Below are 24,308 nucleotides of genomic sequence, written 5' to 3' on the forward strand. Positions count from 1 at the left end.
ACGGCCGTTCGGACGCAGTTGGCGGCCCGATCGGCCGCCGGCGTCAGCTTGCAGGTCCACCCCGGTACGTTCCAGGACTGCTGCCCGTCCACCGCTTGAACGCTCGGTGAAATGCGCTCGCCTCGGAAAAACCCAGCCGCAGCGCCAACTCCTCCACCGACTCGCCGCCGCGCACCAGGCTCGCCACCGCCTGGTCCCGCAGCAGCTGTTCCCGCACCTCGCGGAACGACGTGCCCTCGGCGGCGAGCTTGCGCCGCAACGTCGGCGCGCTCACCCCCAGCCGCGCGGCCACGTTCTCCAGCCCGGACACGCCACCGGCCAGCATCCGCCGCACCTGGCTGGACGCGTCCGCGCCGTAGTCGCGCCGGGACAGGAGCTCGGCGGGCGAGTTCCGCAGGAACCGGCGCAACGCGGCCTCGTCCTGCACCACCGGCATCCGCAGGAAACGGGCGTCGAACGTCAACGTCGTCGCCGGGGCCGAGAACCGCAGCGGCGCGCCGAAGATCAGGTGGTACTCCGCGCCGTGCGCCGGTTCCGGGTACGCCAGGTCGACCCCGCGCAACGGGATGCGACGGCCGATCAGCCACGACGAGAACCGGTGCCACAGCACCAGCAGCGATTCGACCAGGAACCGGTCGGGGTCGTCCACGCCCTCGGCGGACAGCGTGAACGTGGCGACGCCGTCCTGCTCGGACAGCGCCATCGCCGGCCGCACGTCGAACAGGCCGTAGAACGCGAGGCCGCGCCGCAACGCGTCACCCAGCGACGAGCAGTGCACGGCGAGCAGGCACATGGTCGGGAACGTCCCGCGCTTGCTCGGTTGCGGCCCCAGGCCCATGAACTCGTCGTCCAGGACTTCCCACAGCGTCTGGACGAGCTTCGTGTACTGGGCGGGGGTGACGCGGGCCCGTTCGTCCGCGAGCAGGGCCTCGCCGATCCCGGCCGACGCGAGCAGCCCGCCGATGTCGTGACCACGCCGTGCGGCCCCCCGCAGTGCGGCGGTGACGTAGTGGATGGCGATGGTCCTGGTGAGCATCACGCACAGTGTGCATCAGTGCCGTGAACGGCGGCGCGGTGTGGGGAGAGAAGGTACCGCGCCGCCGCCACGGTGGCCCACCCCAGTGAGCCGGCACCTCGACGGTGGGGCATCCGCCCGCCCATCGTCGAGGGACGTCGTGGTGCGCATTATCTTATGTGGTCTAGACCACATACGTCAATACTGGAAAACTCCACACCAATTGAGATTTGTTTCCGCTATGTGTCAGACCTGTTCCAGGGGTGCCACTCCGAAACCCTCGGAAAACCTCGCGCACCAGATCACGACGCTGCGAACGGTCGTCAGGTCGACCCCGGCGGGCACCTCGTAGACCTGGTTGCCGCGATTAGCCTTCAGTTTCCCCAGGTTCGTGAAACCGGAGTCGAACGCGGCCTCGGTCGAGTCCGCGGACTTGTCCGACAGGTACACGTGGAGGTCCGGGCCGTCGGTCGTGTCCAATCCCTCGAACTGGACGGCGAGCTCGCCGTCGGGCGTCCGGACCAGCGTCGCGTTGCCGGTCGTGGTGTAGTCGAGCGACCGGAACGGCCCGCCGGCCAGCGCGACGGGACCGGTGGGCGCGGCCGACGTCGTGGTGACCGGCGCGGCAGTGTCGGGCGCGACGCTCGATCCCGCCTCGGCGGTCTTCGCGACCGTCGTGGCCGTCGGCAACAGCAACGCCTCGTCGGCGGTCCGGTTGGTGACCAACCGCCACGGCTGGAACAGGTACAGCCCCACCACCAGGGCGACCACCACCACGCCGGCCACACCGACCACCACTACCCGCTTGGACATCGCACGCCTTCCGAAAGTCGTCTTGTGCCGACAACTCTGGCGAATCGGGCGGCGCGAAGGGGGCGAAACGGGGTTACGAAGTTCTGACGCCTCCCTGCCGGCGTTGTTAGGGTCGCCGGGTGGGTGAACGGACCGGGTTGGCGATCGTGTGCGCGCTCATGGTGGGCTGCGCCGCGTTCGGGCCGTTCCCGCACCCGGTTCCGCTGCTGTTCGCGATCGCCGCCGTCGGCGCGGCCAACGCCGTGTTCCCGTTGATGCGCACGTTCGGATCCGCCCTGCTCGGTGGGGTCGCGGCGGCCGGCATCGGACTGGCCTCCGTGCCGTTCGTGACGTGCTCCTCGGAGAAGTTCACGGAAGTGTTCACCTGCTCAGGTGACGCTCCTACCTGGCACATGACCGGTGCGGTGCTGGTGGCCGGGCTGTCCGGAGCCGGGCTCGTGCTGGCACGGGCACTCGGAACGGCCGTGTTGGAGCGCCGACTGGCAGCCGTGGAGAACCAGGGGGAACGCGGCTGAGGGACGCTCGACAGGGTGTACAGACCGCCGGAGATTTCCGTCCTGGTAGTCGTAGCGCGCGGAACGGCGGCCGGGGCGCGGTCCGCGGGGGACCGGCGACCGTCACCGCCGAGCCGTTCCGCTCGTTGTCCCCGGTGACGAGGGAGGCCGCCGACGCGGTGGACCGGTGGGCCGTGTGAGACGGCCCGGTGGGCGGTAGTGTTCGGCTCACCGTCGCACCACGAGTACGTACCGTTAGGAGGATCGCTGTGCGGGTGCTGTGGGCCACGTGCGGCTTGGCCGTCGCGGCGTCGGCGCTGACCGGTGTCCTCATCGGGGTGGTCATCGACGGGGTGAACGACGACCAGCAGGCCGACACCCCTGCCTCGACCTGGATCACCGACAGACCGTCGACCAGCGTCACCAGCAGTTCGACCCCGACGACGGACGTCGGCACCACGGAGGCCGGTCCGCCGGCCGCCAGCCCGACCGCCGCCGCCGCCAAGACCACCACCACGACGACGCCTCCCGCGCCGCCACCGCCACCGCCGGTGACCACCGAGGCCCCGCCGACGACGACCACGACGACCGCGAAGACGCGGGACAGCGAGTGGCCGTGCAGCCCGCTCAACCTGTTCCCGCCGCCGCACTGCAAGGACTGACCGGCCCGGCCGTGCCCCGCTGGAACGCACAGGCCCGGCACCCTGGCTGACCGGCCCCCTCAACGGAGCCGAAACCTCAGCGCCCCCGCGCGGCAACGTCGGGCGAGCAGCCTGGGCGCATGGACACCACACCGAAGACCTGGCGGCTGAGGGTCGAGCTGGACGACAGTCCCGGCGCGCTGGCGCGGGTGACCATCCGGCTCGCGGACCGGGACTGCAACGTGCTGGCGCTGTCCGTGCTCCCGGTGCCCGGCGGGGTGATCGACGAGCTCGTGGTGCGGGCCGGACCGGGCCTGCTGCCGGCCGACCTGGTGGCCGCGGTGCGCGCCGAGGGTGGCCGGTGCGTCGGCATCACGGCAGCCGACATGCGTGATTTGGTGGACGCCCCGACAGCGGCGCTGCGGGCAGCCGGGCACGCCATGCGCGACCCCGGCGCCGTGTGCGACGCACTGCGCGCCGTCCTGGCCGCAGACTCCGTCACCGTCCTCCCTCCCGACTCAGCCACACTCCCCCACTCAGCCACACTCCCCACCTCCGCCCCACCCACCGGCTCCACCCCACCCACCGCCCCATTCCCCGACTCCGCAGTCATCCGGTCTCAACGCACGGAAGACAACCGCGAGGTCGCGTCGACCGTTCGCGGCGCGTTTTCCGACGATCACGCCCTTCGATCGTCGGAAAACGGGTCGCGAACGGTCGACTTCCAGGCGACCGAGCCGCCGCCTGCGGAGCAGCGGCCATCCAACACAGCCCGTCTGGTCACGAAGAGCGGGGTGGTGGTCCAGGCGAGGCGCGGGTGGTCGCCGTTCACCCAGGTCGAGCTGGCGCGCGGGCAGGCGTTGATCGACCTGCTGTCGGACGGGGGCGTGGTGATGCCGCAGTCGACGGCGCTGCTGACCGACGACGGCATGGCGGTCGTGCTGCGGCCGGGCCGCGCGGGCGACGAGGAGGCCTTGGCGGGGCTGCACTCCCGGTGCTCGATGGGCACCCTGTTCAACCGCTACCACTCGGGCGTGCGGACCGTGCCGCGGCGACTGCTGCACCGGCTGCTCAGCCCGCCGCGCGGCACGACGGTGGTGGCCCAGTGCGCGGACCGCGTGGTGGCGATGGGGCAGCTCATCCCGATGTCCGACCCGCACGGCGCCGAGGTGTCGTTGCTGGTGGAGGACGGGTGGCAGGGACGCGGCGTGGGCACCGGGCTGCTCGGCGCGCTGGCCGGCGCGGCACGGGCGGACGGTCGCCGCGAGCTGGTCGGCTGGTGCCTGCCGGCCGAGACCGGTCTGCTCCGCACGGCGGCCAGGGCCGGGCTGCCGACGTCGGTCCGCCGGGAGGACGGGTTGCTGCGGGTGTCGATCACTCCCGACCGTTTCCCGATCCCCGGTCCGGGTCGGCTTGGAAGCGCTTCCCGACAGATCGCCTCCGGCTAAGCTGGTTGCGTATGGCGATCGTCGAGGAGTGGTGCTCGTGTCCGTTTCATCGCACTCAAGCGCCCGGCCCACGCTGGAGGACGTAGCGGCGAAGGCTGGCGTTTCCCGTGCGACGGCGTCGCGGGTGCTCAACGCGTCCCCCAGGGTGAGCCCGGAGGCCCACGAAGCGGTGACGGCGGCGGTGGTGGAGTTGGGCTACCAGCCGAACCAGGCCGCGCGGGCGCTGGTGACCCGGCGTTCCGGCGCGGTGGCGGTGGTGTTCTCCGAGCCCGAGCCGAAGATCTTCGACGACCCGCACTTCGCGTGGCTGATCCGGTCGGCGGCGCGGTCGCTGGCCGACGCGGACGTGCAGATGGTGCTGATGCTGGTGCACTCGCCGCAGGACAAGGCCCGGGCCGAGCGGTTCATGGCCGGCGGGCACGTGGACGGCGCGCTGATGTTCGCGCCGCACAAGGGCGATCAACTGCCGACGGTGGCCCGCAAGCTGCCGCTGCCCGTGGTGTACGCGGGGCGGCCGTGGGGTTCGCTGCGCGGCCTGCACACCGTGGACCACGACAACGAGGGCGGCGGGCTGCTGGCCACCGAGCACTTGATGTCGTTGGGGCGCAAGAAGATCGTCTCGGTGACGGGTCCGCTGGACGAGCACTCGGCGATGGACCGGCTGGCCGGGTGGCGGTCGGCGGTCGGCGCGGACGACGAGACGACCGCGTTCATGACCGAGGACGGCGGCTTCTCCCGCGAGGGCGGCCGGCGGGCGATGGAGAAGCTGCTCGCCCGGGTGCCCGACCTGGACGCGGCGTTCGTGGCGTCCGACCACATGGCGGCGGGCGCGCTGGACGCGTTGCGCGAGGCCGGGAGGCGGGTGCCGGACGACGTCGCCGTGGTCGGGTTCGACGACCACCCGATGATCGCGCCGCACACCACGCCGTCGTTGACCAGCGTGCAGCAGGACACGAGCGCGCAGGTCCGGCACATGGTGACCCACTTGCTCCGACTCCTGCGCGGCGAGAACATCCGGGCCCGGCGCGAGGTCCTGCCGACGGTCCTGATCCGCCGCGAGTCCGCCTAGCGCACGTCCGGCACACGCCCGGCACAGCCCGGTGCCGGAAGGTCGCGCCGGAATACGCGGCGGCCGTCCCGGGGTTGTCGATGGCATGACCGACGCGCGATTCGACCCGCACGACCTGCTGGCGCGGAGCCGGCTGGGCGTGCTGGCGACGATCAAGTCCGACGGCCGGCCGCAGCTGTCCCCCGTGCAACCGTCGTACGACCGGGCCGCCGGGGTGGTCCGGGTGTCGACGACCGAGCGGACCGCCAAGGTGGCCAACCTGCGCCGTGACCCGCGTGCCGCGCTGGAGGTGACCAGCGAGGACGGTTGGGAGTGGGCGACCGCGGAGGGCACCGTCACGCTGGTCGGACCGGGGACGGACCCGCGCGGTCCGGAGGTCGAGGCGCTGGTGGACTACTACCGCGCCGCCGCCGGCGAGCACCCGGACTGGGACCAGTACCGGTCCGTCATGGTGTCCGAACGCCGGGTGCTGATCACGATGGCGGTCGAGCACGTGTACGGCGCCAAGGTCGGGTGAAGGTCGGGGGCTGCCCCAGCGGCACCAGGCAGCCCCCGGGTTCCTGGGTCAGGCCACGTCGTAGCCGGCCGCGGGAACGGCGTTCGCGCCGATCACCCCGGCCAGCGTGCGACCGCTCCGCTTCACCGTGCGCACCTGCGTGTCGTAGTCGACGTGCACGATGCCGAACCGCTGGCCGTAGCCCTCGGCCCACTCGAAGTTGTCCAGCAGCGACCACGCGAAGTACCCGCGCACGTCCACGCCCGCCGCGATGGCCCGGTGCACCGCCCGCAGGTGGTCGACCAGGTACCTGGTCCGCGCCTCGTCCACCACCTCGCCGTCCTCGACCACGTCGGGGAACGCGGAGCCGTTCTCGGTGATCACCAGCGGCACGTCGACGTCGCGCCCGAGCCGTTCCAGCAGGTCGGTGAGCCCGCTCGCGTCGATCTCCCAGCCGAACCCGGTCACGTCACCGCGCGCGGGCAGGAGGTCCACGCCGCGCAGGCCTGGGAACGGCCCGCCGGTCACCACCTCCGGGTCGGCGGCGACGGCGACGCGGGTCGGGCTGTAGTAGTTCACGCCCATCCAGTCGATCGGCGTCGCGATCACGTCGAGGTCGCCGTCCCGCACGACCGCCGTCCAGTCACCCAGCCACGCGGTGTCCTCGATGACGTCCCGCGGGTAGCCTCGACCGGCCAGCGGGTCGAGGAAGAGCCGGTTCTGCAGGCCGTCGACCTTGCGGACCGCCTCCTGGGACGCGTCGTCCTCCGTCATCGTCGCGCAGAAGTTCAGCACGATGGAGAACCGGTGGTCGGCGGGCGCCTGCACGCTCATCGCCTGCACCGCCAGGCCGTGCCCGAGCAGCAGGTGGTGGGCCGCCTCCAGCGACCCCTTCGGGTCCACGACCCCCGGCGCGTGGATGCCGTTCGCGTACCCGAGGAACGCCGAGCACCACGGCTCGTTCAACGTGGTCCACAGCTGCACCCGGTCGCCCAGGTGCTCGTGCGCCAGCGCCGCGTACTCGGCGAACCGGTAGGCCGTGTCGCGGTTGCGCCACCCGCCGAGGTCCTCCAGGGCCTGCGGCAGGTCCCAGTGGTACAGCGTGGCCACCGGCTGGATCCCCCGCCCCAGCAGCTCGTCCACCAGCCGGTCGTAGAACGCCAGTCCCCTGGGCTCCACCCGGCCCGCGCCGAGCGGCTGGATCCGCGGCCACGCCAGCGAGAACCGGTACGCGCCCAGCCCCAGCTCGGCCATCAGGCCGACGTCCGAGGAGTAGCGGCGGTAGTGGTCGCACGCCGGGTCGCCGGTGTCGCCACCGGCCACCGCGCCGGGCTTCGCCGCGAACGTGTCCCAAATAGACGGTCCGCGACCGTCCACAGTGGTCGAACCCTCGATCTGGAAGGACGCCGTCGCGGCTCCCCACAGGAAATCCGGTGGGAAGCGCAACAGGTCCCGCCCGACCTCGGTGTCCGGGTCGGTTGTCGTCATCCGAAAGTTCACCCCTTCACAGCGCCCTGCATGATCCCACCGACGATCTGTCGGGCCAGCAGGATGAAGATCCCCACCACCGGCAGCACCGCGAGCGACGCGCCGGAGAGCATGAGCGAGTAGTCCGTGTAGTAGCCGCTGGCCAGCGTCGACAGCGCCACCTGGACGGTGGGGCTGTCGTTGGGGTCCAGCACGATCAGCGGCCAGAAGAAGTCGTTCCACGCCGTCATGAACGTGAACATGCCCATCACCGCCGCCTGTGGCCGCACGGCCGGGAACGCCACGTGCCAGAACGTCTTCAGCACCGAGCAGCCGTCCACCCTGGCCGCCTCGACCAGCTCGTACGGCACCGACTCCTCGCACGCCTGCCGCATCCAGAACACCGAGAACGCGCCGATCAGGGCCGGCACGATCACCGCCTGGAGCGTGCCGTACCAGTCGAGGTCGGACATCAGCATGTAGAGCGGGATGACGCCGAGCTGCGTGGGGACCATGGACGTGCCGACCACGATCAGGAACAGCGAGTTGCCGCCGCGGAACCGCAGCCGGGCGAAAGCGAACCCGGCCAGCGTGCCGAGCACGACGTTGCTGAACGCCACCGTGCCCGCGACCACCAGCGAGTTCTGCATGGCGAGCCAGAAGTCGACGGTGTCGAACACCCTGGTCAGGTTGGCGACGAGGTTCCCGCCGGGGATCAGCGACGGCACCGCGTCGCCCAGCGCCGAGTTGTCCTTGCTGGCGATCAGGAACGAGTAGTACAGCGGGAACACCGACGCGAGCAGGATCACCACCAGCAGCGCGTAGGCCACCGGCCCGGAGCGCGTGAGGCGCTTCCCCGAAGACCTGGACACAGTCATCCGCGCCTCACCCCTTCGACGCGATGCGCCGCGCCACCGTGAAGTTCACGATCGCGACCAGCAGGATCACCAGGAACAGCACCCACGCGATCGCCGACGAGTAGCCCGCGTCGAACAGCCGGAAGCCCTTCTCGTACAGGTACATCACCAGGGTCTGGAACTGCCGGTCGTCGCCGCCCGTGCCGGTGGCCGTGCCGCCCGGGTCGAACAGCTGCGGCTCCACGAACAGCTGCATGCCGCCGATGGTCGACACGATGACGGTGAACAGGATCGTCGGCCGGATGCTCGGCACGGTGATCGACCAGAACACCCGCCAGCGGGACGCGCCGTCGAGCATCGCCGACTCGTACATGTCCTTGGGCACCGACTGCATCGCGGCCAGGTAGATCAGCGCGTTGTAGCCGGTCCACCGCCACATCACCATCGAGCTGATCGCCAGGTGCGAGGCCCACGTCTCGGCGCGCCAGTCGACCGGGTCGACGCCCACGAAGCCGAGCAGGGCGTTGACGATGCCGAAGTCGCGGCCGAACAGCTGCGCGAACACCAGCGCGACGGCGGCCACCGAGATCACGTTCGGCAGCAGCACGCCCGCCCGCCAGAACGCCCGGCCGCGCAGGCCGCGGTCGAGCAGGGAGGCCAGGCCGAGCGCCGCGAACAGCTGCGGCACGGTGGACAGCAGGAACAGGCTGACCGTGTTGCCCAGCGCGTTCCAGAAGTTCTTGTCGGACAGCAGCTCGGCGTAGTTGTCCAGGCCGGTGAAGCCCTGGTCGCCGTCGATGAGCTGCCACTCGTGCAGCGACACCCAGGCGGTGAACAGCAGCGGGTAGAGGCCGAAGATCCCGAACACCACGAAGAACGGCGCGATGATCAGGTACGGCGTGTACCTGGTGTCCAGCCGACCGAGCTTGTCCCGCCACGACAGGCGCTGCGCCGGCGGCGGGACGGGCGTGGTGCCCCGTCCCGCCGCGGCCCGTTCGGGTGCGACCGTCACTTGACGGCGTCCCGCGCTTCCTGGAGGGCCTGGGCGAAAGCGTCCGCGGTGGACTGCTTGCCCGTTTCCACGCGGGACAGCGCGTTGTTGAAGACCGGCACGACCTTGGAGTCCTTCGTGCCGCGGTAGGTGGGCTTCAGGCTCTCCGCCGAGCTGCCGAAGATCTGGCCGACCGGGGCCTTGTTGAAGTACTCGTTGGTCGTCGCGGTGACCTCGGGGTCCTTGTACGCGGCGGGCTCGCTGGGCAGGTTGCCGGTCTCCTTGAAGATCCGCTTCTGCTGCTCGGGCGCGGTCAGCCACTTGGCCAGCTCGTAGGCTTCCTTGGGGTGCTTGCCCTGCTTGGGCACGGCCAGGAACGAGCCGCCCCAGTTGCCGCCGCCACCGGGCGCCGCGGCGACGTCCCACTTGCCCGCGGCCTCGTCACCCGCACCGGCCTTGATCAGCGCGAGCGCCCACGCCGGGCAGGTGGTGGTGGCGAAGGACGCCTGCTTGAGCGCCACGTTCCAGTCCTGGCTGAACGGCGCCAGCGCGCCGGTCTGCTTGCGCTCGCCCAGGGTGGCGGCCAGCGTGAATGCTTCCTCCACCTTCTCGTTCCTGTCACCGATGAACGAGTCGTCGGCCTTGGCGAAGTACCCCTCCTCGGTCTGGTCGAGGATGGCCTTGTAGACGTTCTGGGCGGTGTCGACGAACTTCACGTGCGGCGTCTTCTGCGAGAACGTCTCGGCGACCTCCAGGTACTCGTCCCAGGTCGGCCACAGCTTGCCGACGGACTCGCGGTCGGCGGGCAGGCCGGCGGCCTCGAACAGGTCGCGGCGGTAGCACAGGGCGAGGCTGCCCATGTCGGTGCCGAGCCCCAGCACGAAGTCGCCGTCGTCGGTGGTGCCCTGGTTCCACTTCCAGGCGGCCCACTGGCTCTCCAGCTCCTTGGCGCCGTAGTCCGCCAGGTTGACGAACTTGTCCTTCGACTGGCGGAACTGCGCGATGTTGCCTTCCTCGATCGCCACGATGTCCGCGGCGCCGCGACCGCCCGCGAGCTGCGTCGCGAGCTGCGTGTGGTGCTGCTCCATCTTGACCGTGCGCTGCTCGATCTCGATGTCCGGGTGGGACGCCTGGTACTCCTTGATCAGGTTGGCGTACCCGAAGTCGGAGAACACACCGATCGACAACTTGATCTTGCCGTCGCCCGCGTCACTTCCGCCGCCGCAAGCGGCCACCAGGGTCGCGGCCAAGGCGGCCGCGGTGATCGCCGTCGTCCGGCCGACCAGAGTCCTGCTCATCCGTCCTCCTCGACGCACTCGCCGGTTTCCGACCCGGCTTCATGAGAGCGCTCTCACAGTCGTGAGTGAGGGGGGTGCTGTCAACCCGGGAAGTACCGGTCGACACCGTTCCGCAACATTCTGAAGCGCTCTTGTGCGCTCAAAGTGACGGCGACTCACACAACGCGTGAGCCGCCGCGGTGGACCGGGTGGAAGCTGGAGGGTGCCGGATGGCCCGGCCCTCGCCCGGGCCATCCGGCACCCTGTTAGAGGCCTTCCGGGCCCGGATGTGACGCGTGCTCGCAAGAAATCCTGTGACGCGCATCGCATCGGCCGCGCGTGCCCCGGTGGCCCGTTCCTCCCCCGAGGAGCGGGCCACCGGGGTTTTCTACGCCTCGGCCATCCCCGCGACGACCGAGGTCCGGGCGGCGCGCCGGGCGGGCAGCGCCGCGGCCACGACGGCCGCGATGACGGCGCCCGCGAGCATCACGCCGATCTGCCCGAACGGCACGACCAAATCGACGGAGATGGTGTCGGTGGACAGCGACTGGGTGATCACCCAGCCGAAGCCGACGCCCAGCAGCAGGCCGATCGCCGCGCCCATCAACGCCATCAGCACCGACTCGACCACCAGCATCAGCCGCAGCTGGCCGCGCGTCAGGCCGAGCGCCCGCAGCAGCGCCGACTCGCGGGTCCGCTCCAGCACCGACAGCGTCAGCGTGTTGGCGATGCCGAACAACGCGATCAGCACGGCCAGCCCGATGAGCGCCCAGACGAAGGTCAGCACCTGGTTGAGCTGCTGGTTCAGCTGCTCCTTGGTCTCCGCGGCGCTGTCCAGCGAGGCCAGCGGCGAGGGGTCGGTGACCCGTTCCACCGCCGCACGCCCGTTCTCGACGCCGTCCTTGAGCTTCACCAGGATGCTCTCGTAGCCCTCGGCTGCCCGCGGGAAGCGCAACGACGTCTCCATCGTCATGATGCCGTCGGACAGCCGCTGCCCTTCGACCACCGCGACGACCTCCAGATCCTGCGCCCCGCCCTCCGCCGCGTCGATCGTCACCGTGGAGCCGACGGACACGTTGGTCCGCTTGGCGTAGTCGGCGCTCACCGCCACCGCGCCGTCGCCGAGGTCGGCGAGCGAGCCCTTGGTGACGGTCGGCCGGAACAGGTCGCCGAGCGCGTCACGGGGGATGCCGATGAAGTACTCGCGATCGCCGTAGACCACGGTGGTCGGCGCGACCTTCGCCACCTCCGGCACGGCGGCCAGCTGCGTGGCCAGCTCGTGGGGCAGCGGCCGGTCGTGGACCGCGGACGACACCGTGTAGTCGGCGGGCATCCGCTCGTCGATCTCCGCGTTGGCGGTCTCCTTGGCGCTGTTGGCGACCACGGTCACCAGCGCCACGATCGTCACGCCGATCATCAGCGCGGCGGTCGTCGCGGCGGTGCGCTTGGGGTTGCGGCCCGCGTTGGCGGAGGCGAGCTTGGCGGGCACGCCCAGCACCGCCCGCGGCAGCGCGCCGAGCACCCGGTTGACCGGGCCGACCAGCAGCGGGCCCAGCACGAGCACCGAGGCCAGCAGCGCCATCGTGCCGGAGCCGCTGATGAGCACCGCGGCTTCCTCGTTGTCCACGCTCATGCCGAACACGACCGCGCCGACGCCGATCACCGCGAACAGCACGGCGGTCAGCACGCGCACCACGCCGGTCCGGGCGACCTCCTCGCCGCTGTCGGGCTGGCTGCGCAGCGCGGCCACCGGTGCGACCCGGGTCGCCTTGCGGGCGGGCAGCACCGCGGCGAGCACGGTCACCAGCGTGCCGACCGCGAACGCGGCGAGCACCGTCGTCACCGTCACCGGCAGGTACACCGCACCGGAGCCGCCGTCGCCGAACGAGAAGATCACCCGTTGCAGCAGCGCGGACACGCCGATGCCGCCGAACAAGCCGATCACCGACGCCGTCAGGCCCATGACCAGCGCCTCGGCCAGCACACTGCGGAACACCTGGCCGCGGCTCGCGCCGACGCACCGCATCAGGGCCAGCTCGCGGGTGCGCTGGGCGACCAGGATGGTGAACGTGTTGTAGATGACCATGGCCGCGACGACGAGCGCGATCAGCGCGAACGCCAGCAGGACCGCGGTGAACCCGCCCGACTGGGACTCGACCCGCGCCAGCGCCTCCTCGGTCAGCTGCTCGCCGCTCTGGATCGTGAACCCGTTGTCGCCAACGGCTTCGCGGACGCTGTCCACGACCTGCTGCTGGGTGAAGCCGGCCGCGGCGGTGGCGACGACCTGGTAGGGCGGGCGCTCGGGCTCCAACGCCTGGAACGCCTCGGGGGTCAGTCCGATGTGGTCGTAGCCGGACAACGAGACCGAGTTCGTGCCCTGCTGGTACGTGCCGACGAGCGTGTAGGTGTGCTGCTTGTCGTCCTTGCCCAGCAGCACGACCGGCCGGCCGATGGTGAACTTGGCGGTGGCGGCGGTGCGCTTGTCGACCGCGATCTCGTCGGGCGACGTGGGGTAGCGCCCCTCCGTCAGGTCGTACTCGCTCAGCTTCTCGTTGGTGGCCAGGGGAACCGCCCAGGCAGGCTTGGCCTTGCCGTTGGCCGCGAGCACCGGCACGGTTTGGAAGCCGCGCGTGTCGGCTGCCTCCACGCCCGGCGCATTGCGGATCGCCGCCAGCGTTTCGGGGGTGATCCCCTCCACGTCGGGCGATTCGCCGGACACGGTGACCGAGACGTCCACGTTGCGGGCGCTCTTGGCGAATTCGTCCTGGAGGCTCGCCTTCATGGCGTCGCCGAGCACCAGCGTGCCCGTCACGAAGGCGACGCCGAGGGCGATCGCCACCGAGGACAGCACGAGCCGCGCGGTGCGGGCCTTGAGACCCGCGATGATCGTGCGCAGCATCAGGTCACGCCCCCAGGTGCTTGAGCGCGGACAGCACGGAGTCGGTGGTCGGGCGGTCGATCTCGCCGGCCGGCCTGCCGTCGGCGAGCAGCACCACGCGGTCGGCGTAGGAGGCGGCCACCGGGTCGTGCGTCACCATGATCACCGTCTGGCCGAGCTTGCGCACGGACATGCGCAGGAAGTCCAGCACCTCCGCGCCGGAGCGGGAGTCGAGGTTGCCGGTGGGTTCGTCGGCGAACACCACGTCGGGGCGTGAGACCAGGGCGCGGGCGCAGGCCACGCGCTGCTGCTGGCCGCCGGACAGCTCACTGGGCTTGTGCTTGAGGCGGTCGCGCAGGCCGAGGACGTCCACGATCGTGTCGAACCACTCGCGGTCGGGCTTGCGGCCGGCCAGTTCGAGGCCGAGCAGGATGTTCGCCTCGGCGCTGAGCGTGGGCAGGAGGTTGAACGCCTGGAAGACGAAGCCGACCCGGTCGCGGCGCAGCTTGGTCAGCTCCTTGTCGCCGAGCGAGGTGATCTCCGTGCCGCCGACGTGCACCTTTCCGCCGTCGACGTTGTCCAGCCCGGCGAGGCAGTGCATCAGGGTGGACTTGCCGGACCCGGACGGGCCCATGATGGCGGTGAACCGGCCCGCTGTGAAGGCGACGCTGACCCCGTCCAGCGCCCGGACGGCGGTGTCGCCCTTGCCGTACACCTTCACCAGGTCCTCGGCGGCTACAGCGGTGCGGGTCCCGACGTCGGACACCAGTGCGGACATGCTCCCTCATTCCCTAGCTTCCCCGGACGTGGAGAAAGCTAGGCGGCGCTCCCGTGCCCGGTCGTCACGCCGACGGCGGAACCGCACGTCAACCGCCGGGATGACGCCCCTAGTCCCCCGGTCTGACCCTCCGCGCGAGTCCCGCGTTCAGAACGTGGGACTCACGGGTCGGGGAGGTCCAGGAGGCCGCGGTCGAAGGCGTTGGCCACGGCTTCGGCGCGGCGGCTCGCGCCCAGCTTGGACATGATCCGGCTCAAGTGGACGCTGACGGTCTTCTCCGAGATGTACAGCTCTTCGCCGACCTGGCGGTTGGTGCGACCCTGGGCGACCAGTTCGAGGACCGAGCGCTCGCGCGGCGTGAACGGGTCGACGCGGTCACGTGGGCCGACGTCGCGCAACGCCACCCGCGCCCGCCTCGCCACCAGGTCCAACGCCTCGCGCAGCGGCGCCGCGCCCAGCTCGTCGGCCACCGCGCTGGCCGGCCGCAGCTCCGCCGCCGCCTCGTCCCGCCGGTCCGCCGCCAGCAGCGCCTCCGCCAGCCGCCACCGGCACACGGCCTGCTCGAACACCGACCCGTAGCCGAAACCGTCCACCGCACGCCGCCACAGCTCCGGGTCACCCGGCCCGGTCAACCGCGACTCCTCCGCCGCCACCCGCGCCAGCCAGGCCGTCCCCTCCGGCCCCAGCACCCCCGTGCGCGGTGCGCCCATCTCCACCGTCGTGCGCGCGTACGACGCCAGCTCCCGACCGGCCCGCACGGCTTCCTCCTCCTCCCCCGCGGAGTCCCGCCGGCGCCGTGCCCGCGCGGCCAGCTCCACGTACCCCGCCACGCCCAGCGCGGCCAGCCGGATACCGGCCAGCATCCACTCGCCCTCACGACGCGACCAGCTGATCGCCTCCGCGACCCGGTCCACCGCCAGCTCCGGCTGCCCCCGCCACAACGCCAACTCCGCACCCGTGCCACCGGTGATCAGCGCGATCTGCAGGTCACGGTGCCAGTCCGCGCGCAGCTCCCGGATCATCCGCTCGGCCTGCTCGAACTCGCCCCGGCTGACCGCCACGTGCGTGCCCGCCGCCGCCAACCGCGCGGACACCGTGCTCGACACCCGCAGGCCGGGCGGTTCGGCGGCCGTCGCCGCACCGTCCCACTCACCCCGGTAGTACCTGGTCAGCACCTGGAGGATGCGCAGCTCCAGGCCGAACGAACTCCACGTCAGCCCGGTCTCCTTGGCCCGCGCCACGCCCTCGTCGAACACCCGCCCGGCCTCGGCCAGCTCCCCGAGGTCGTAGTGGTGCAGACCGAGGAAGTACCGGGCGCGCAGCTCGGTGCTGACCGCCTTCGCCTCCATCGCGCAGGCCACCGACGCCATCAGGTGCTCACGCGCCCGGGGCACCTCGCCCTCCGGCTCGTCCAGCAGCCCCAGCGTGGTCAACGCGTCCGCCACCGCCGACTCCGCGCCCGACGCACGACCGTCCGCCACCGCCATCTCGGCACGTTCACGGGCTTCGACGTACTTGCGGTCGTGCCGCAGCGCCGCCGCCCACACCGCCAGCACCCACGCGCGGGCCGGGCTCGCGGGCCGGTCCCGGACCAGCCGCCACGCCTCCTCCACCGCGTGGTACTTCTCGTCGTCCGTGCCGTCGAGCACCTGCAACGCCTGAGCGAAGCGCCGCCACATCACGGCCGCGCCCTCCGGGTCGGACTCGTCCACGACCGTCGTGCCGGTGCGGGCGAACGCGATGGCGCGCTCCGGCTGACCGGCCGTCCCCGCGGCCCACGACGCGCTCCGCAGCAACTCCTGCTCGGTCAGGCCGGCCGGCCGGTCACCGGCGGGCACCCCCGGCCACAGCTTCAACGCCTGCTCCAGGTGCCGCAGCGACTCGGCGGGCGCACCGGCGGCCTGCGCCTCGTGCGACGCGTCCACCGACGCCCGCAGCGCACGGGCCAGGTCGTGCGACTCCAGGCTGTGGTGGGCCAGCGCGGCGGCGGCGCCCCGGTCGCCCGACGAGGCGAGCCGGTCGGCGTACGCCGCGTGCAGCCGCACGCGTTCACCGGGCAGCAGGTCGAGGTAGACGGTCTCGCGCAGCAACGCGTGCCGGAACGTGTACACCTCGTCGTTGTTGATCAGCAGCACGTGGTGCTGCACGGCCTCGCGCAGCGCGCCGTCCAGGACGACGTCGTCCATGCCGGCCACGTCGCGCAGAAGGTCGTGGCGCACCGACCGGCCGCCGACCGAGGCGACCCGCACCACGCGCTGCGCGTCCGGGGACAGGCGTTCGATCCGGGCCAGCAGCACCTCGGCGAGCGTCCCCGGCACCTGGCCGGCGCAGCAGGCGGCGACCGCGATCAGCTCCTCGGCGAAGAACGGGTTGCCGTCCGAGCGCTCGGCGACCTCCAGCACCACGTGGTCGGGCAGGTCGTCGGCCAGCGCGGCGACGAACGAGCGGGCGTCGATCGCGCTCAGCGGGGTCAGGTCGAGCCGTCGCACGGCGGGCAGCCGGACCAGCTCGTTGAGCAGCGGCCGCAACGGGTGGCTGCGGTGCAGGTCGTCGGAGCGGTAGCTGCCGATGATCAGCAGCCGCTGCGAGCGCAGCCGGGAGAGCAGGAACGACAGCAGGTAACGGGTGGACGCGTCGGCCCAGTGCAGGTCCTCCAGCACCAGCAGCACCGGCCGCTGCTCGGCCAGGTCGCACAGCAGCCCGTACACCGCGTCGAACAGCTGGAGCTGGCCGACGTCCTGCTCGGGACGGCGGCCGACCAGGTGCGACGGGAGGCCGGACACACCCTGGTTGACGTCGTGGCCGGGCGGCAGCGCCAGCTCCGGCAGCAGCAGGCCGAGGGCGGGCCGGGCGGCCACGTCGAGCAGGCCGGCGTCCCGCACCTGCCCCAACGCCTCGGTGAAGGGCAGGTACGGGAGGCCGGTCTCGCCGATGTCCAGGCAGCGACCGGTGAGCACGAGCGCGTCACCCGCCGCCGCGGTCAGCTCGTCCACCACCCGCGTCTTGCCGACTCCCGCGTCACCGGAGAGCAGGACCGCGCCCGCCGTGCCGTGAACGGCTTCGTCGAGGGCGGCGCGCAGCCTGGTCATCTCCCGGCTACGCGCCACCAACGGGATTCCGGAACCGAGGCGTGCCACACCAGGCATGCTGTCACACCTCAGGCGGCGTCGCGGTGGCCATTCCGGTCCACCGGCAGATCCGGGCCGGGACGGTGACCCAGCCGCCGCCACCACGACCGCCTGGCCGGGAGCGACTGCCGGCCGACCCGGTAGTGCGCGGCGTCCGCTCGCAGAGCGGCCTGCCGGTAGTCGATCTCCGCCCGCAGGCCCTCGGTCGTCCAGTCCATGACTCGCTCCTCGTGTCGTCCGCTTCTCTGATGACACGAAGAGTCGTCCTGAGGGACCGGGGCGGGCATCGGTCGTTCACGTGGGTTGAGGTGTTGGTCCCCTTACCCGCCGCCGTAAGGGACAGCAGACGGCGGGTAAGGGATGCCTCAGGTGGGCGGTCGCGGCACGTCGGGGAGGCCTCAGCAGGCGCCGAGGTCGCGCCAGACCCCCCACTCGCCGGTCGTGCCGGGCTCCTCGCCCTGCGTCCACCACTTCGCCTGCCAGCGCTTGGCGCCGTGGGAGACCTCGTTGCCGCCGTTGTAGACCTTGGCGCGGTCCCACGCGGGCACGGTGCAGCTCGGCCGGCTCGTCGTGGTCGTGGTCGTGGTCGTCGTGGTGCTGGTGGTGGTGGTCGTAGTGGTCGGGTCCGTGCCGCCGCCGCCGCCACGCGGGTGGTCGGAGGCGATGGCGTAGGACTTGCCGCCGAACGTGAGCTTGAAGTTCGACGGGGACGCGATCGGCAGCTGGTAGCTCAGCGCCACGTCCACCGACGCGCCGGGCGCAAGCGCTTGCCACGTCGGCAGCGTCAGCTCGACGTGCTGGAAGTCGCCCTTCAGCCCGCCGACGTTGCTGCCCGAGTGGCCCTTGGCGGTCACCCGGAGCCCGAACCCGGACTGGTCGGCCATGCTGCCCGGCGCGCTGGTGCCGTAGTCGAACTCGATCTTCGTGCCGCCCGGCAGCGTGGTGGTCGAGTTGTTGGTGATCTTCAGCTTCGGCGTGATCGGGTAGTTGCTGTCGCCGAGCGCGAACCCGGAGACGGTGGCGCTCACGTCCAGCACCTGGCTCGGCGTCGTCCCGGCCGCCTTGCGCGCACCGTACGGGGCCGCGCCGCGCAGGCCTTCGTTGATCTTGGTGAGCAGGGTGTCGCCGACGGTGTACTGGCCCTTGGCGGCGTCGAAGCGGTAGTCACCCGCCAGTTCCCAGATCATGATGCCGCCGATGCCCTTGTCCGCCACGTACTTCGCCTTGGCCGCGATGGACTGCTCGTCCTCGGTGGACAGGAACACCTTCTTGTCCGCGTTCCACAGCCACGGCGAGGTGAGCGTGCTGTCGTAGAACCGGTTGTACGAGCCGGTGACGCGGTCGGTCGGGTCGTTCGCCGGGTCCAGGCCGTGCTGCGCCAGGTAGTCCGGCGTGATCTCGTTCTCGAGGTTCTTGGCGTGCCACATGGGGTTCACGCCGGACGGGACCTCGGCGCCACCGGCGGTCGAGTCGTGCCACAGGTTGTCGATGCCGACGGCGCCGTTGCCGCACGGGGTGGTCGAGCCGACGGTCGAGCCGGTGCCGGCGGGGCACTTCGTCTGGTCGGGCAGCGCGGCCCGGCCCCACAGCCCGTTCGTGCCGCCGGTGACGCCCTGCCAGCCGCGGCTGTAGAAGGGGACGCCGATGTTGATCCGGCCGGCCTGCATCGCGCCGCGGTAGTAGTGGTACGCCCAGTCGGTGTTCAGGTAGCCCATGCCCTCGTACTGCGGCGCGGTGTAGACGCCGCCGGCGGTGAGCTCGCCGTCCTTGCCGTCGTCGTAGAGCGCGGCGTTCGGGCCGACGAAGTGGTTCCACGAGCCGTGCAGGTCGTAGCTCATCACGTTCAGGTAGTCGAGGTAGCGGGTGACCTGGTAGGCCTCCTGCCCGCGCAGCAACCAGCCCGAGGCGGGCACGGCGGCGGTGAGCAGGTAGTGCTTGCCGTCCTGCTGGGACGCGCGGTCCAGCTTCTCCCGCAGCGTCTTCATGATCTTCTCGTAGCCGGCCCACAGCGTGCCGCGGTTGGCGTTGGAGATCCAGAAGTCGTCGGGGTTGCCCGCGTGGTTGTTCGACGTGGCGTACTCGTAGTCGATGTCCACGCCGTTGAACCCGTACGTGCGGATGAACTGCACGGCGGAGTCGGCGAACGCGTCCACCGTGGACTGCGGTTGCGCCCCGAGCTTGTAGAACCCGCCGTTGGCGTTGCGCGACCCGTCCGGGTCGAGGAAGCCGCCGGTCTCCGCCCAGCCGCCGACCGAGATCAGCGTCTTCACGTCCGGGTACTGCTTCTTGTACTTGTTCAGCAGGTTGAAGTGGCCCTTGTACGGCAGGGACGGGTCGAGCTCGACGCCCGGCCAGGTCATGCCGGTGGACGCGTTGTCCGGGCCGTCCGGGCCGACCGAGACCCGGTACTGGGCGTCGAGGTGCGCGAACGCGTAGTTGAGGTGGGTGACCTTGGTCCACGGGATGTCGGACGCCAGGTAGGCGGGCGAGCCGTTGCGGCCCGTGCGCCAGCTGGTGAAGTAGCCGATCACGCGGCGGGAGTGGGCGGCGCCCATCGACTCCCGGCCTTCGGTGTCGTAGACGGAGCAGTACGGCACGGCGACGCCGGGCGTCTGGTAGAGGCCGTCCGGGCGGCACTCCTCACCGGTGGCGGCACTGGACGGGGACGGGGACGCGACCGCCACTACTAGTCCGGCCACCGTGGCGAGCAACGCCATCAGCGGCAACAACCTGGTTCTCTGGGACACGACCGACTCCTCCTGCACGAGGCGGCGGCCACGACGCAGCTGACGGAAACGTAAATAGGTCTAGACCTCGTTGTCAATAGGTCCAGACCACTCGACCGATCAGGGACGTGTTCCCGCGGGTGCCGGCGGGGTGTCAGACGGTGGTGGTGGCGCGGGCGCGGGCCAGGCGCTCGCGCACCTGGTCCGACTCCGGGGCGTTCAGCTCGGTGAACAGCGCCAGCGCGCGCTGCCAGTGCGCCACCGCGCCCGGCAGGCCCAGCCGGTCGAACACGGTCGCCAGCCGGTCGTGCGCCATCGCCTGGTGGTACGGGCTCGCGGCGGCCGAGGCGACCGACAGCGCCGTGCGCGCCGACGCCAGGGCCTCCCCCTCCTCGCCCGACTCCAGCAGCACCATGGCGAGGTCCGTGTGACAGGTCGACTCCCCGCACTGCTCGCCGACCTCCCGGTACATCGTCAGGGCCGCCCGCAGCCACGTCCTGGCGTCGCCGTACCGCCGTGACGACAGGTGCAGCAGCCCCAGGTTGTGGTGCGCGTTCGCCTCCGCCCACCGCGACCCGGCGGACCGGCTCACGTCCAGAGCCTCCTTGTACGACGCCTCGGACTCGTCCAGCCGGCCCAGGAACGCCAACATGTCCGCGACCGTCGTCAACGCCCTGGCCTGCGCCTTCAGGTCACCCGACGCGCGCGCCACGTCCAGCGCCTCGCGGTGCCGGGCCAGCGACTCGTCCATCCGCTGGAACTGGGCCAGCACGATGCCGAGGTTGAACAGCATCACGAACTTCGCCTCGGGGTCGCCGAGCGTCATGGCCGCCTGCAACGCGGCCTCCGTGGTGCGCAGCCACGTCGTCCGGTCCGCGCGCAGCCACAGGAACCGCGACAGCGTGTACGGCAGCTGCCACGCGTGCACCGGCCACTCCGGGGCCGCGGCCGGCGCGGCGGCCAGCTCGGCGGCGGCGATGATGTTGCCCTGCTCGGCGTCCAGCCAGGCGGTCGCGGCGGCCGGACCGGACAGCTTCGGCAGCTCCACCGGCACGTGCTCGGGCGCCACCCGCACACTGCCCCGGCCGACCGGCAGCTGACCGTCCGCGAGGTCCGCGCAGTGCAGGTAGTAGTCCAGCATCCGGCCGGTCGCCTCGTTCCGGACCTCCGCGGGCAGCTCGGCCGCCAACGTCCGGGTGTAGACGCGCACCAGGTCGTGCGCCCCGTACCGGCCCGGCTCGTTCACCGACAGCAGGTTCGCCGCCGTCAACGCGTCCAGCGCGCGCTGCGCCTCGCCGACCCGCACACGTGCCATGGCGGCCACCACGAACGCCGTCACGTCCGGGCCGGGGTGCAGGCCCAGCAACGCCAGCAGGCGCGCGGGCAGCGGCGACAGCGCCCGGCGTGACGCGTCCAGCGCCGCGCGGACCGTCGAGTCCTCGTCCTCCAGGCCCAGCGCCGCCAGCCGGCCGTGCTCGTCGTCCAGCTCGGCGACGAGTTCGGCGACCCGCAACGTCGGCGCGACCGCCAGCCGGGCCGCCGCGATCCGCAGTGCCAGCGGCAGGCCGTCGCACAGCACGGCCAGCCGGCGCAGCGCGGCGGCCTCCGTCCCGTCCCGGCCCGCGATCCGGCCCACCACGGCCACCGACGCGTCCAGGTCCAGCATGTCCAGCTCGACCAGCCGTGCCTCGGCGTGCGCTACCAGCCCGACCAACCGCCGGCGGGACGTCACCACGACGCACGACGGCGGGCCGGGCAGCAGGGGCAGCAGCTCGGTCGAGCCGCGGGCGTTGTCGAGCATCACCACCATGCGGCGGTCCGCGATGAGCGTCCGGAACAGCGCCGACCGCTCCTCCGCGGTGACCGGGATGTCCGGTGACGGCACGCCCAGCGTGCGCAGGAACCGGCTCAGCACCTCGCCCGCGCCCAACGGCTCCTGGTTCGGGTCGTAGCCGTGCAGGTCCACGTACAGCTGACCGTCCGGGAAGTCCTCGCGGAGGGTCTGCGCCCAGTGCAGGGCGAGCGCCGTCTTGCCCACGCCGGCGGGGCCCGTCACGACGAGCACCAGGCCGCCGTCGGGGTGCGCGGCCAGCAGGCCGTCCAGCTTCTCCAGCTCGTCGTCGCGGCCGATCAGCGTCGCCGAGGCGCGCGGCAGCTGCGCGGGCGTGATGGCGGGCCTCGACTCGCCCACGGGGCGCAGCGTCATCGGCCGGGTCGGGCGTTCGGGCTCGGGGTTCTCGCCGGACAGCACGGCCTGCTGGAGCTTGCGCAACTCCGGACCGGGCTCGACGCCCAGCTCCTCGACCAGCACCCGGCGTGCGTCGCGGTAGACCGCCAGCGCCTCGGCCTGCCGTCCCGCCTGGCACAGGGCGCGCATCAGCAGGCCGTGGCCGCGTTCGCGCAACGGGTGTTCGCCGATGAGCGTGGTCAGGGACGGCACCAGTTCTGCGCCGCGTCCGATCAGCAGCAGCAGTTCGGCCCGTTCCTCCAGCACCGCCAGCCTCCGTTCGGCCAGCCGGCCGCGCTCGACCTCGGCGAACAGCCCGGCGACGCCGCCGAGCGGTTCACCGCGCCACAGGTCGAGGGCCTGGTCCAGGGCGGTGGCCGCCGCGACCAGGTCGCCGGTCGAGCGGAGCCGGGCCGCCGCCGCCACGCCGCGTTCGAACTCGTCCAGGTCCACCGCGTTCGGGTCGACCCGCAGCAGGTAGCCGTCACCGACGGAGGTCAGCAGCTCGGCCGGCGCCCGGCGGGCCCGCCGCGGTTCCAGCGCTCGCCGCAGGCCCGCCACGTAGGTCTGCACCAGGTTGACCGCGCTGGTGGGGGTGTTGTCGCCCCAGACCGCCTCGATGATCTGACCCCGGCTGACCGGCGCGTTGCGGGCGAGCAGCAGCACCGCCAGCACGGCGCGCTGCTTGGCGGCGCCGAGATCGACCTCCACGCCGCCGCGCACCGCCCGGAGAAGGCCGAGCACCTCGAACCGCAAGCGCTCTCCGCCGCCGTCTGCCACCGACCGATCCTTCGTCGAAAGTCGAACCCCACGAAGGAGCCTAGGAGATCACTTCAGTCGGGCTCCAGTCGTCCTGTAGCCGCATTCTTACGCTAAGCGTGTCCGACCAACCACACAGGGCGAACCCCGGTGAGCGAGGTTGGACCAGACAGCGGAACATCCGCTGCTCTCCCTGAACGACGAGGGCAGGCCGGCGTGCAAGGGGCATCCAGCCCGCGGCGGCGGAACGCCGGCCCGCCCTCGTCCCCTTCTCCACCGGAGAGGGGTCGTCCGGTAGGGGACGACCCACCTCCTTGCCCTCCCCCAGTTGAAAGGGCCGCGACCGGGATCCGAACCCCCGGCCGCGGCCCTTTCAGCACGCCCACCCCCGCGAGTCCTCCACTCGGACACCGCGAGTCGCGCACTCAAGCACCGCGAGTCCCACCGTCGCGTTCTGGACGTAGGACTCACGCGGGGGTCAGGCGACTTCGGACAGCTCTCGCGGCTCGTTCGCCTTGGCAGCCGCGCGACGGCGGCGCAGCACGACGACGACGCCGACCACGATCGCGACGGCCATCAGCACCCACATCACGCCGTTGAACGCGGACTCGACGTACTTCGCCGACGCGCCCGCTGCCGACCCGATCCCGATGTGCAACGCGGACCAGCTCACCGCGCCCGCGATCGACGCGGGCAGGAACCGGCGGTACTCCAGCTTCGACGCACCCGCCGACGCCGGCACCAACGTCCGCACCACCGGCATGAACCGGGCGAAGAACACGGCCCAGGCACCACGCCGCCGCAGCAGCGCCCCCGCCTTGTCCCAGTGCTCCTGACCGACCCTGCGCACGATCTTGCTGTCCCGCAGCCGGTCACCGTACTCGCGCCCGAGGAAGTAGCCGATGCTGTCACCGGCGATCGCGCACACCGACACCACCAGCCACATCACCAGGAAGCGCGGCACGGTCGTCGCGGTGGTGGCCGCCAGCAGCAGCGCGCTCTCCCCCGGCGCGATGAACCCCACGCCCAACGTGCACTCCGCCAACGTCAACGCGCCCGTCACCGCGAGCACGGCGGGTTGGGGCAGACCGGCGAGCCCTTCCAGGGCGTCGGTCAGCAAGGCCATGGTTCATCCCCCTGTGGATCATGACTGTGAAGATCAAGAGCCCGCACCGGGGTGCAGGCCAAGGGGAGTCCACCGCGATGTCACCGCCGGGCGCATCGGACCAAGGGCTGACCGGCCA

The 24,308-nt window shown here is 71.7% G+C and carries 18 protein-coding genes; 5 read left to right on the forward strand and 13 right to left on the reverse strand.

All coding sequences use genetic code 11. The features are described from left to right. Positions 1-43 precede the first annotated feature (43 nt). Both ACRAKI_RS28395 and ACRAKI_RS28400 read right to left on the reverse strand, forming a co-directional pair. Entirely contained in the window at positions 44-1,036 is a 993-nt protein-coding gene (locus tag ACRAKI_RS28395; RefSeq protein WP_447003555.1) for an AraC family transcriptional regulator, read from the reverse strand. Positions 1,037-1,261: 225 nt separating this feature from the next. Then, positions 1,262-1,828, reverse strand: coding sequence for a DM13 domain-containing protein (locus tag ACRAKI_RS28400; protein ID WP_447003556.1), 567 nt, complete (start codon positions 1,826-1,828; stop codon positions 1,262-1,264). 119 nt (positions 1,829-1,947) lie between these two features. Between ACRAKI_RS28400 and ACRAKI_RS28405 the strand changes: the two genes are divergently transcribed. From ACRAKI_RS28405 to ACRAKI_RS28425, 5 genes are all read left to right on the forward strand, one after another. Next, positions 1,948-2,343, forward strand: coding sequence for a hypothetical protein (locus ACRAKI_RS28405; RefSeq protein WP_447003557.1), 396 nt, complete (start codon positions 1,948-1,950; stop codon positions 2,341-2,343). Positions 2,344-2,591: 248 nt separating this feature from the next. Beyond that, positions 2,592-2,984, forward strand: a complete 393-nt coding sequence (locus ACRAKI_RS28410) for a hypothetical protein (protein WP_447003558.1) — start codon at positions 2,592-2,594, stop codon at positions 2,982-2,984. Between the two features lie 119 nt (positions 2,985-3,103). Continuing rightward, positions 3,104-4,411, forward strand: coding sequence for a GNAT family N-acetyltransferase (locus ACRAKI_RS28415; protein ID WP_447003559.1), 1,308 nt, complete (start codon positions 3,104-3,106; stop codon positions 4,409-4,411). Between the two features lie 37 nt (positions 4,412-4,448). After that, positions 4,449-5,480 carry a LacI family DNA-binding transcriptional regulator gene (locus tag ACRAKI_RS28420; RefSeq protein ID WP_447003560.1) on the forward strand — a complete coding sequence of 344 codons (1,032 nt, stop codon included), beginning with the start codon at positions 4,449-4,451 and terminating at the stop codon, positions 5,478-5,480. 85 nt (positions 5,481-5,565) lie between these two features. Beyond that, positions 5,566-5,997, forward strand: a complete 432-nt coding sequence (locus ACRAKI_RS28425) for a PPOX class F420-dependent oxidoreductase (RefSeq protein WP_447003561.1) — start codon at positions 5,566-5,568, stop codon at positions 5,995-5,997. A gap of 48 nt (positions 5,998-6,045) precedes the next feature. Here the strand turns inward: ACRAKI_RS28425 and ACRAKI_RS28430 are convergent, their stop codons facing one another. The 11 genes from ACRAKI_RS28430 to ACRAKI_RS28480 form a co-directional block, all read right to left on the reverse strand. Further along, on the reverse strand, positions 6,046-7,464 hold the full coding sequence (locus ACRAKI_RS28430; protein WP_447003562.1) for a GH1 family beta-glucosidase: 1,419 nt from the start codon (positions 7,462-7,464) through the stop codon (positions 6,046-6,048). A gap of 8 nt (positions 7,465-7,472) precedes the next feature. Continuing rightward, on the reverse strand, positions 7,473-8,321 hold the full coding sequence (locus ACRAKI_RS28435) for a carbohydrate ABC transporter permease (RefSeq protein WP_447003563.1): 849 nt from the start codon (positions 8,319-8,321) through the stop codon (positions 7,473-7,475). A 7-nt stretch (positions 8,322-8,328) separates the two neighbouring features. Further along, on the reverse strand, positions 8,329-9,243 hold the full coding sequence (locus tag ACRAKI_RS28440) for a carbohydrate ABC transporter permease (protein ID WP_447008539.1): 915 nt from the start codon (positions 9,241-9,243) through the stop codon (positions 8,329-8,331). Positions 9,244-9,308: 65 nt separating this feature from the next. Further along, positions 9,309-10,589, reverse strand: a complete 1,281-nt coding sequence (locus ACRAKI_RS28445; protein ID WP_447003564.1) for an extracellular solute-binding protein — start codon at positions 10,587-10,589, stop codon at positions 9,309-9,311. 367 nt (positions 10,590-10,956) lie between these two features. Further along, complete coding sequence (locus tag ACRAKI_RS28450; RefSeq protein WP_447003565.1) at positions 10,957-13,467, reverse strand: ABC transporter permease; 2,511 nt, start codon at positions 13,465-13,467, stop codon at positions 10,957-10,959. A 4-nt stretch (positions 13,468-13,471) separates the two neighbouring features. Continuing rightward, positions 13,472-14,224: an ABC transporter ATP-binding protein gene (locus tag ACRAKI_RS28455; RefSeq protein WP_447003566.1), complete on the reverse strand. Its 753-nt coding sequence runs from the start codon at positions 14,222-14,224 to the stop codon at positions 13,472-13,474. A gap of 161 nt (positions 14,225-14,385) precedes the next feature. Continuing rightward, entirely contained in the window at positions 14,386-17,370 is a 2,985-nt protein-coding gene (locus ACRAKI_RS28460; RefSeq protein ID WP_447003567.1) for a helix-turn-helix transcriptional regulator, read from the reverse strand. Positions 17,371-17,381: 11 nt separating this feature from the next. Beyond that, on the reverse strand, positions 17,382-17,570 hold the full coding sequence (locus tag ACRAKI_RS28465) for a hypothetical protein (RefSeq protein WP_447003568.1): 189 nt from the start codon (positions 17,568-17,570) through the stop codon (positions 17,382-17,384). Positions 17,571-17,750: 180 nt separating this feature from the next. Then, positions 17,751-20,069: a chitinase C-terminal domain-containing protein gene (locus ACRAKI_RS28470; RefSeq protein WP_447008540.1), complete on the reverse strand. Its 2,319-nt coding sequence runs from the start codon at positions 20,067-20,069 to the stop codon at positions 17,751-17,753. A 163-nt stretch (positions 20,070-20,232) separates the two neighbouring features. Next, entirely contained in the window at positions 20,233-23,085 is a 2,853-nt protein-coding gene (locus tag ACRAKI_RS28475; RefSeq protein ID WP_447003569.1) for a BTAD domain-containing putative transcriptional regulator, read from the reverse strand. Positions 23,086-23,542: 457 nt separating this feature from the next. Further along, on the reverse strand, positions 23,543-24,190 hold the full coding sequence (locus tag ACRAKI_RS28480; RefSeq protein ID WP_447003570.1) for a DedA family protein: 648 nt from the start codon (positions 24,188-24,190) through the stop codon (positions 23,543-23,545). Between the last annotated feature and the right edge of the window lie 118 nt (positions 24,191-24,308).

The organism is Saccharothrix isguenensis, from assembly GCF_052936305.1.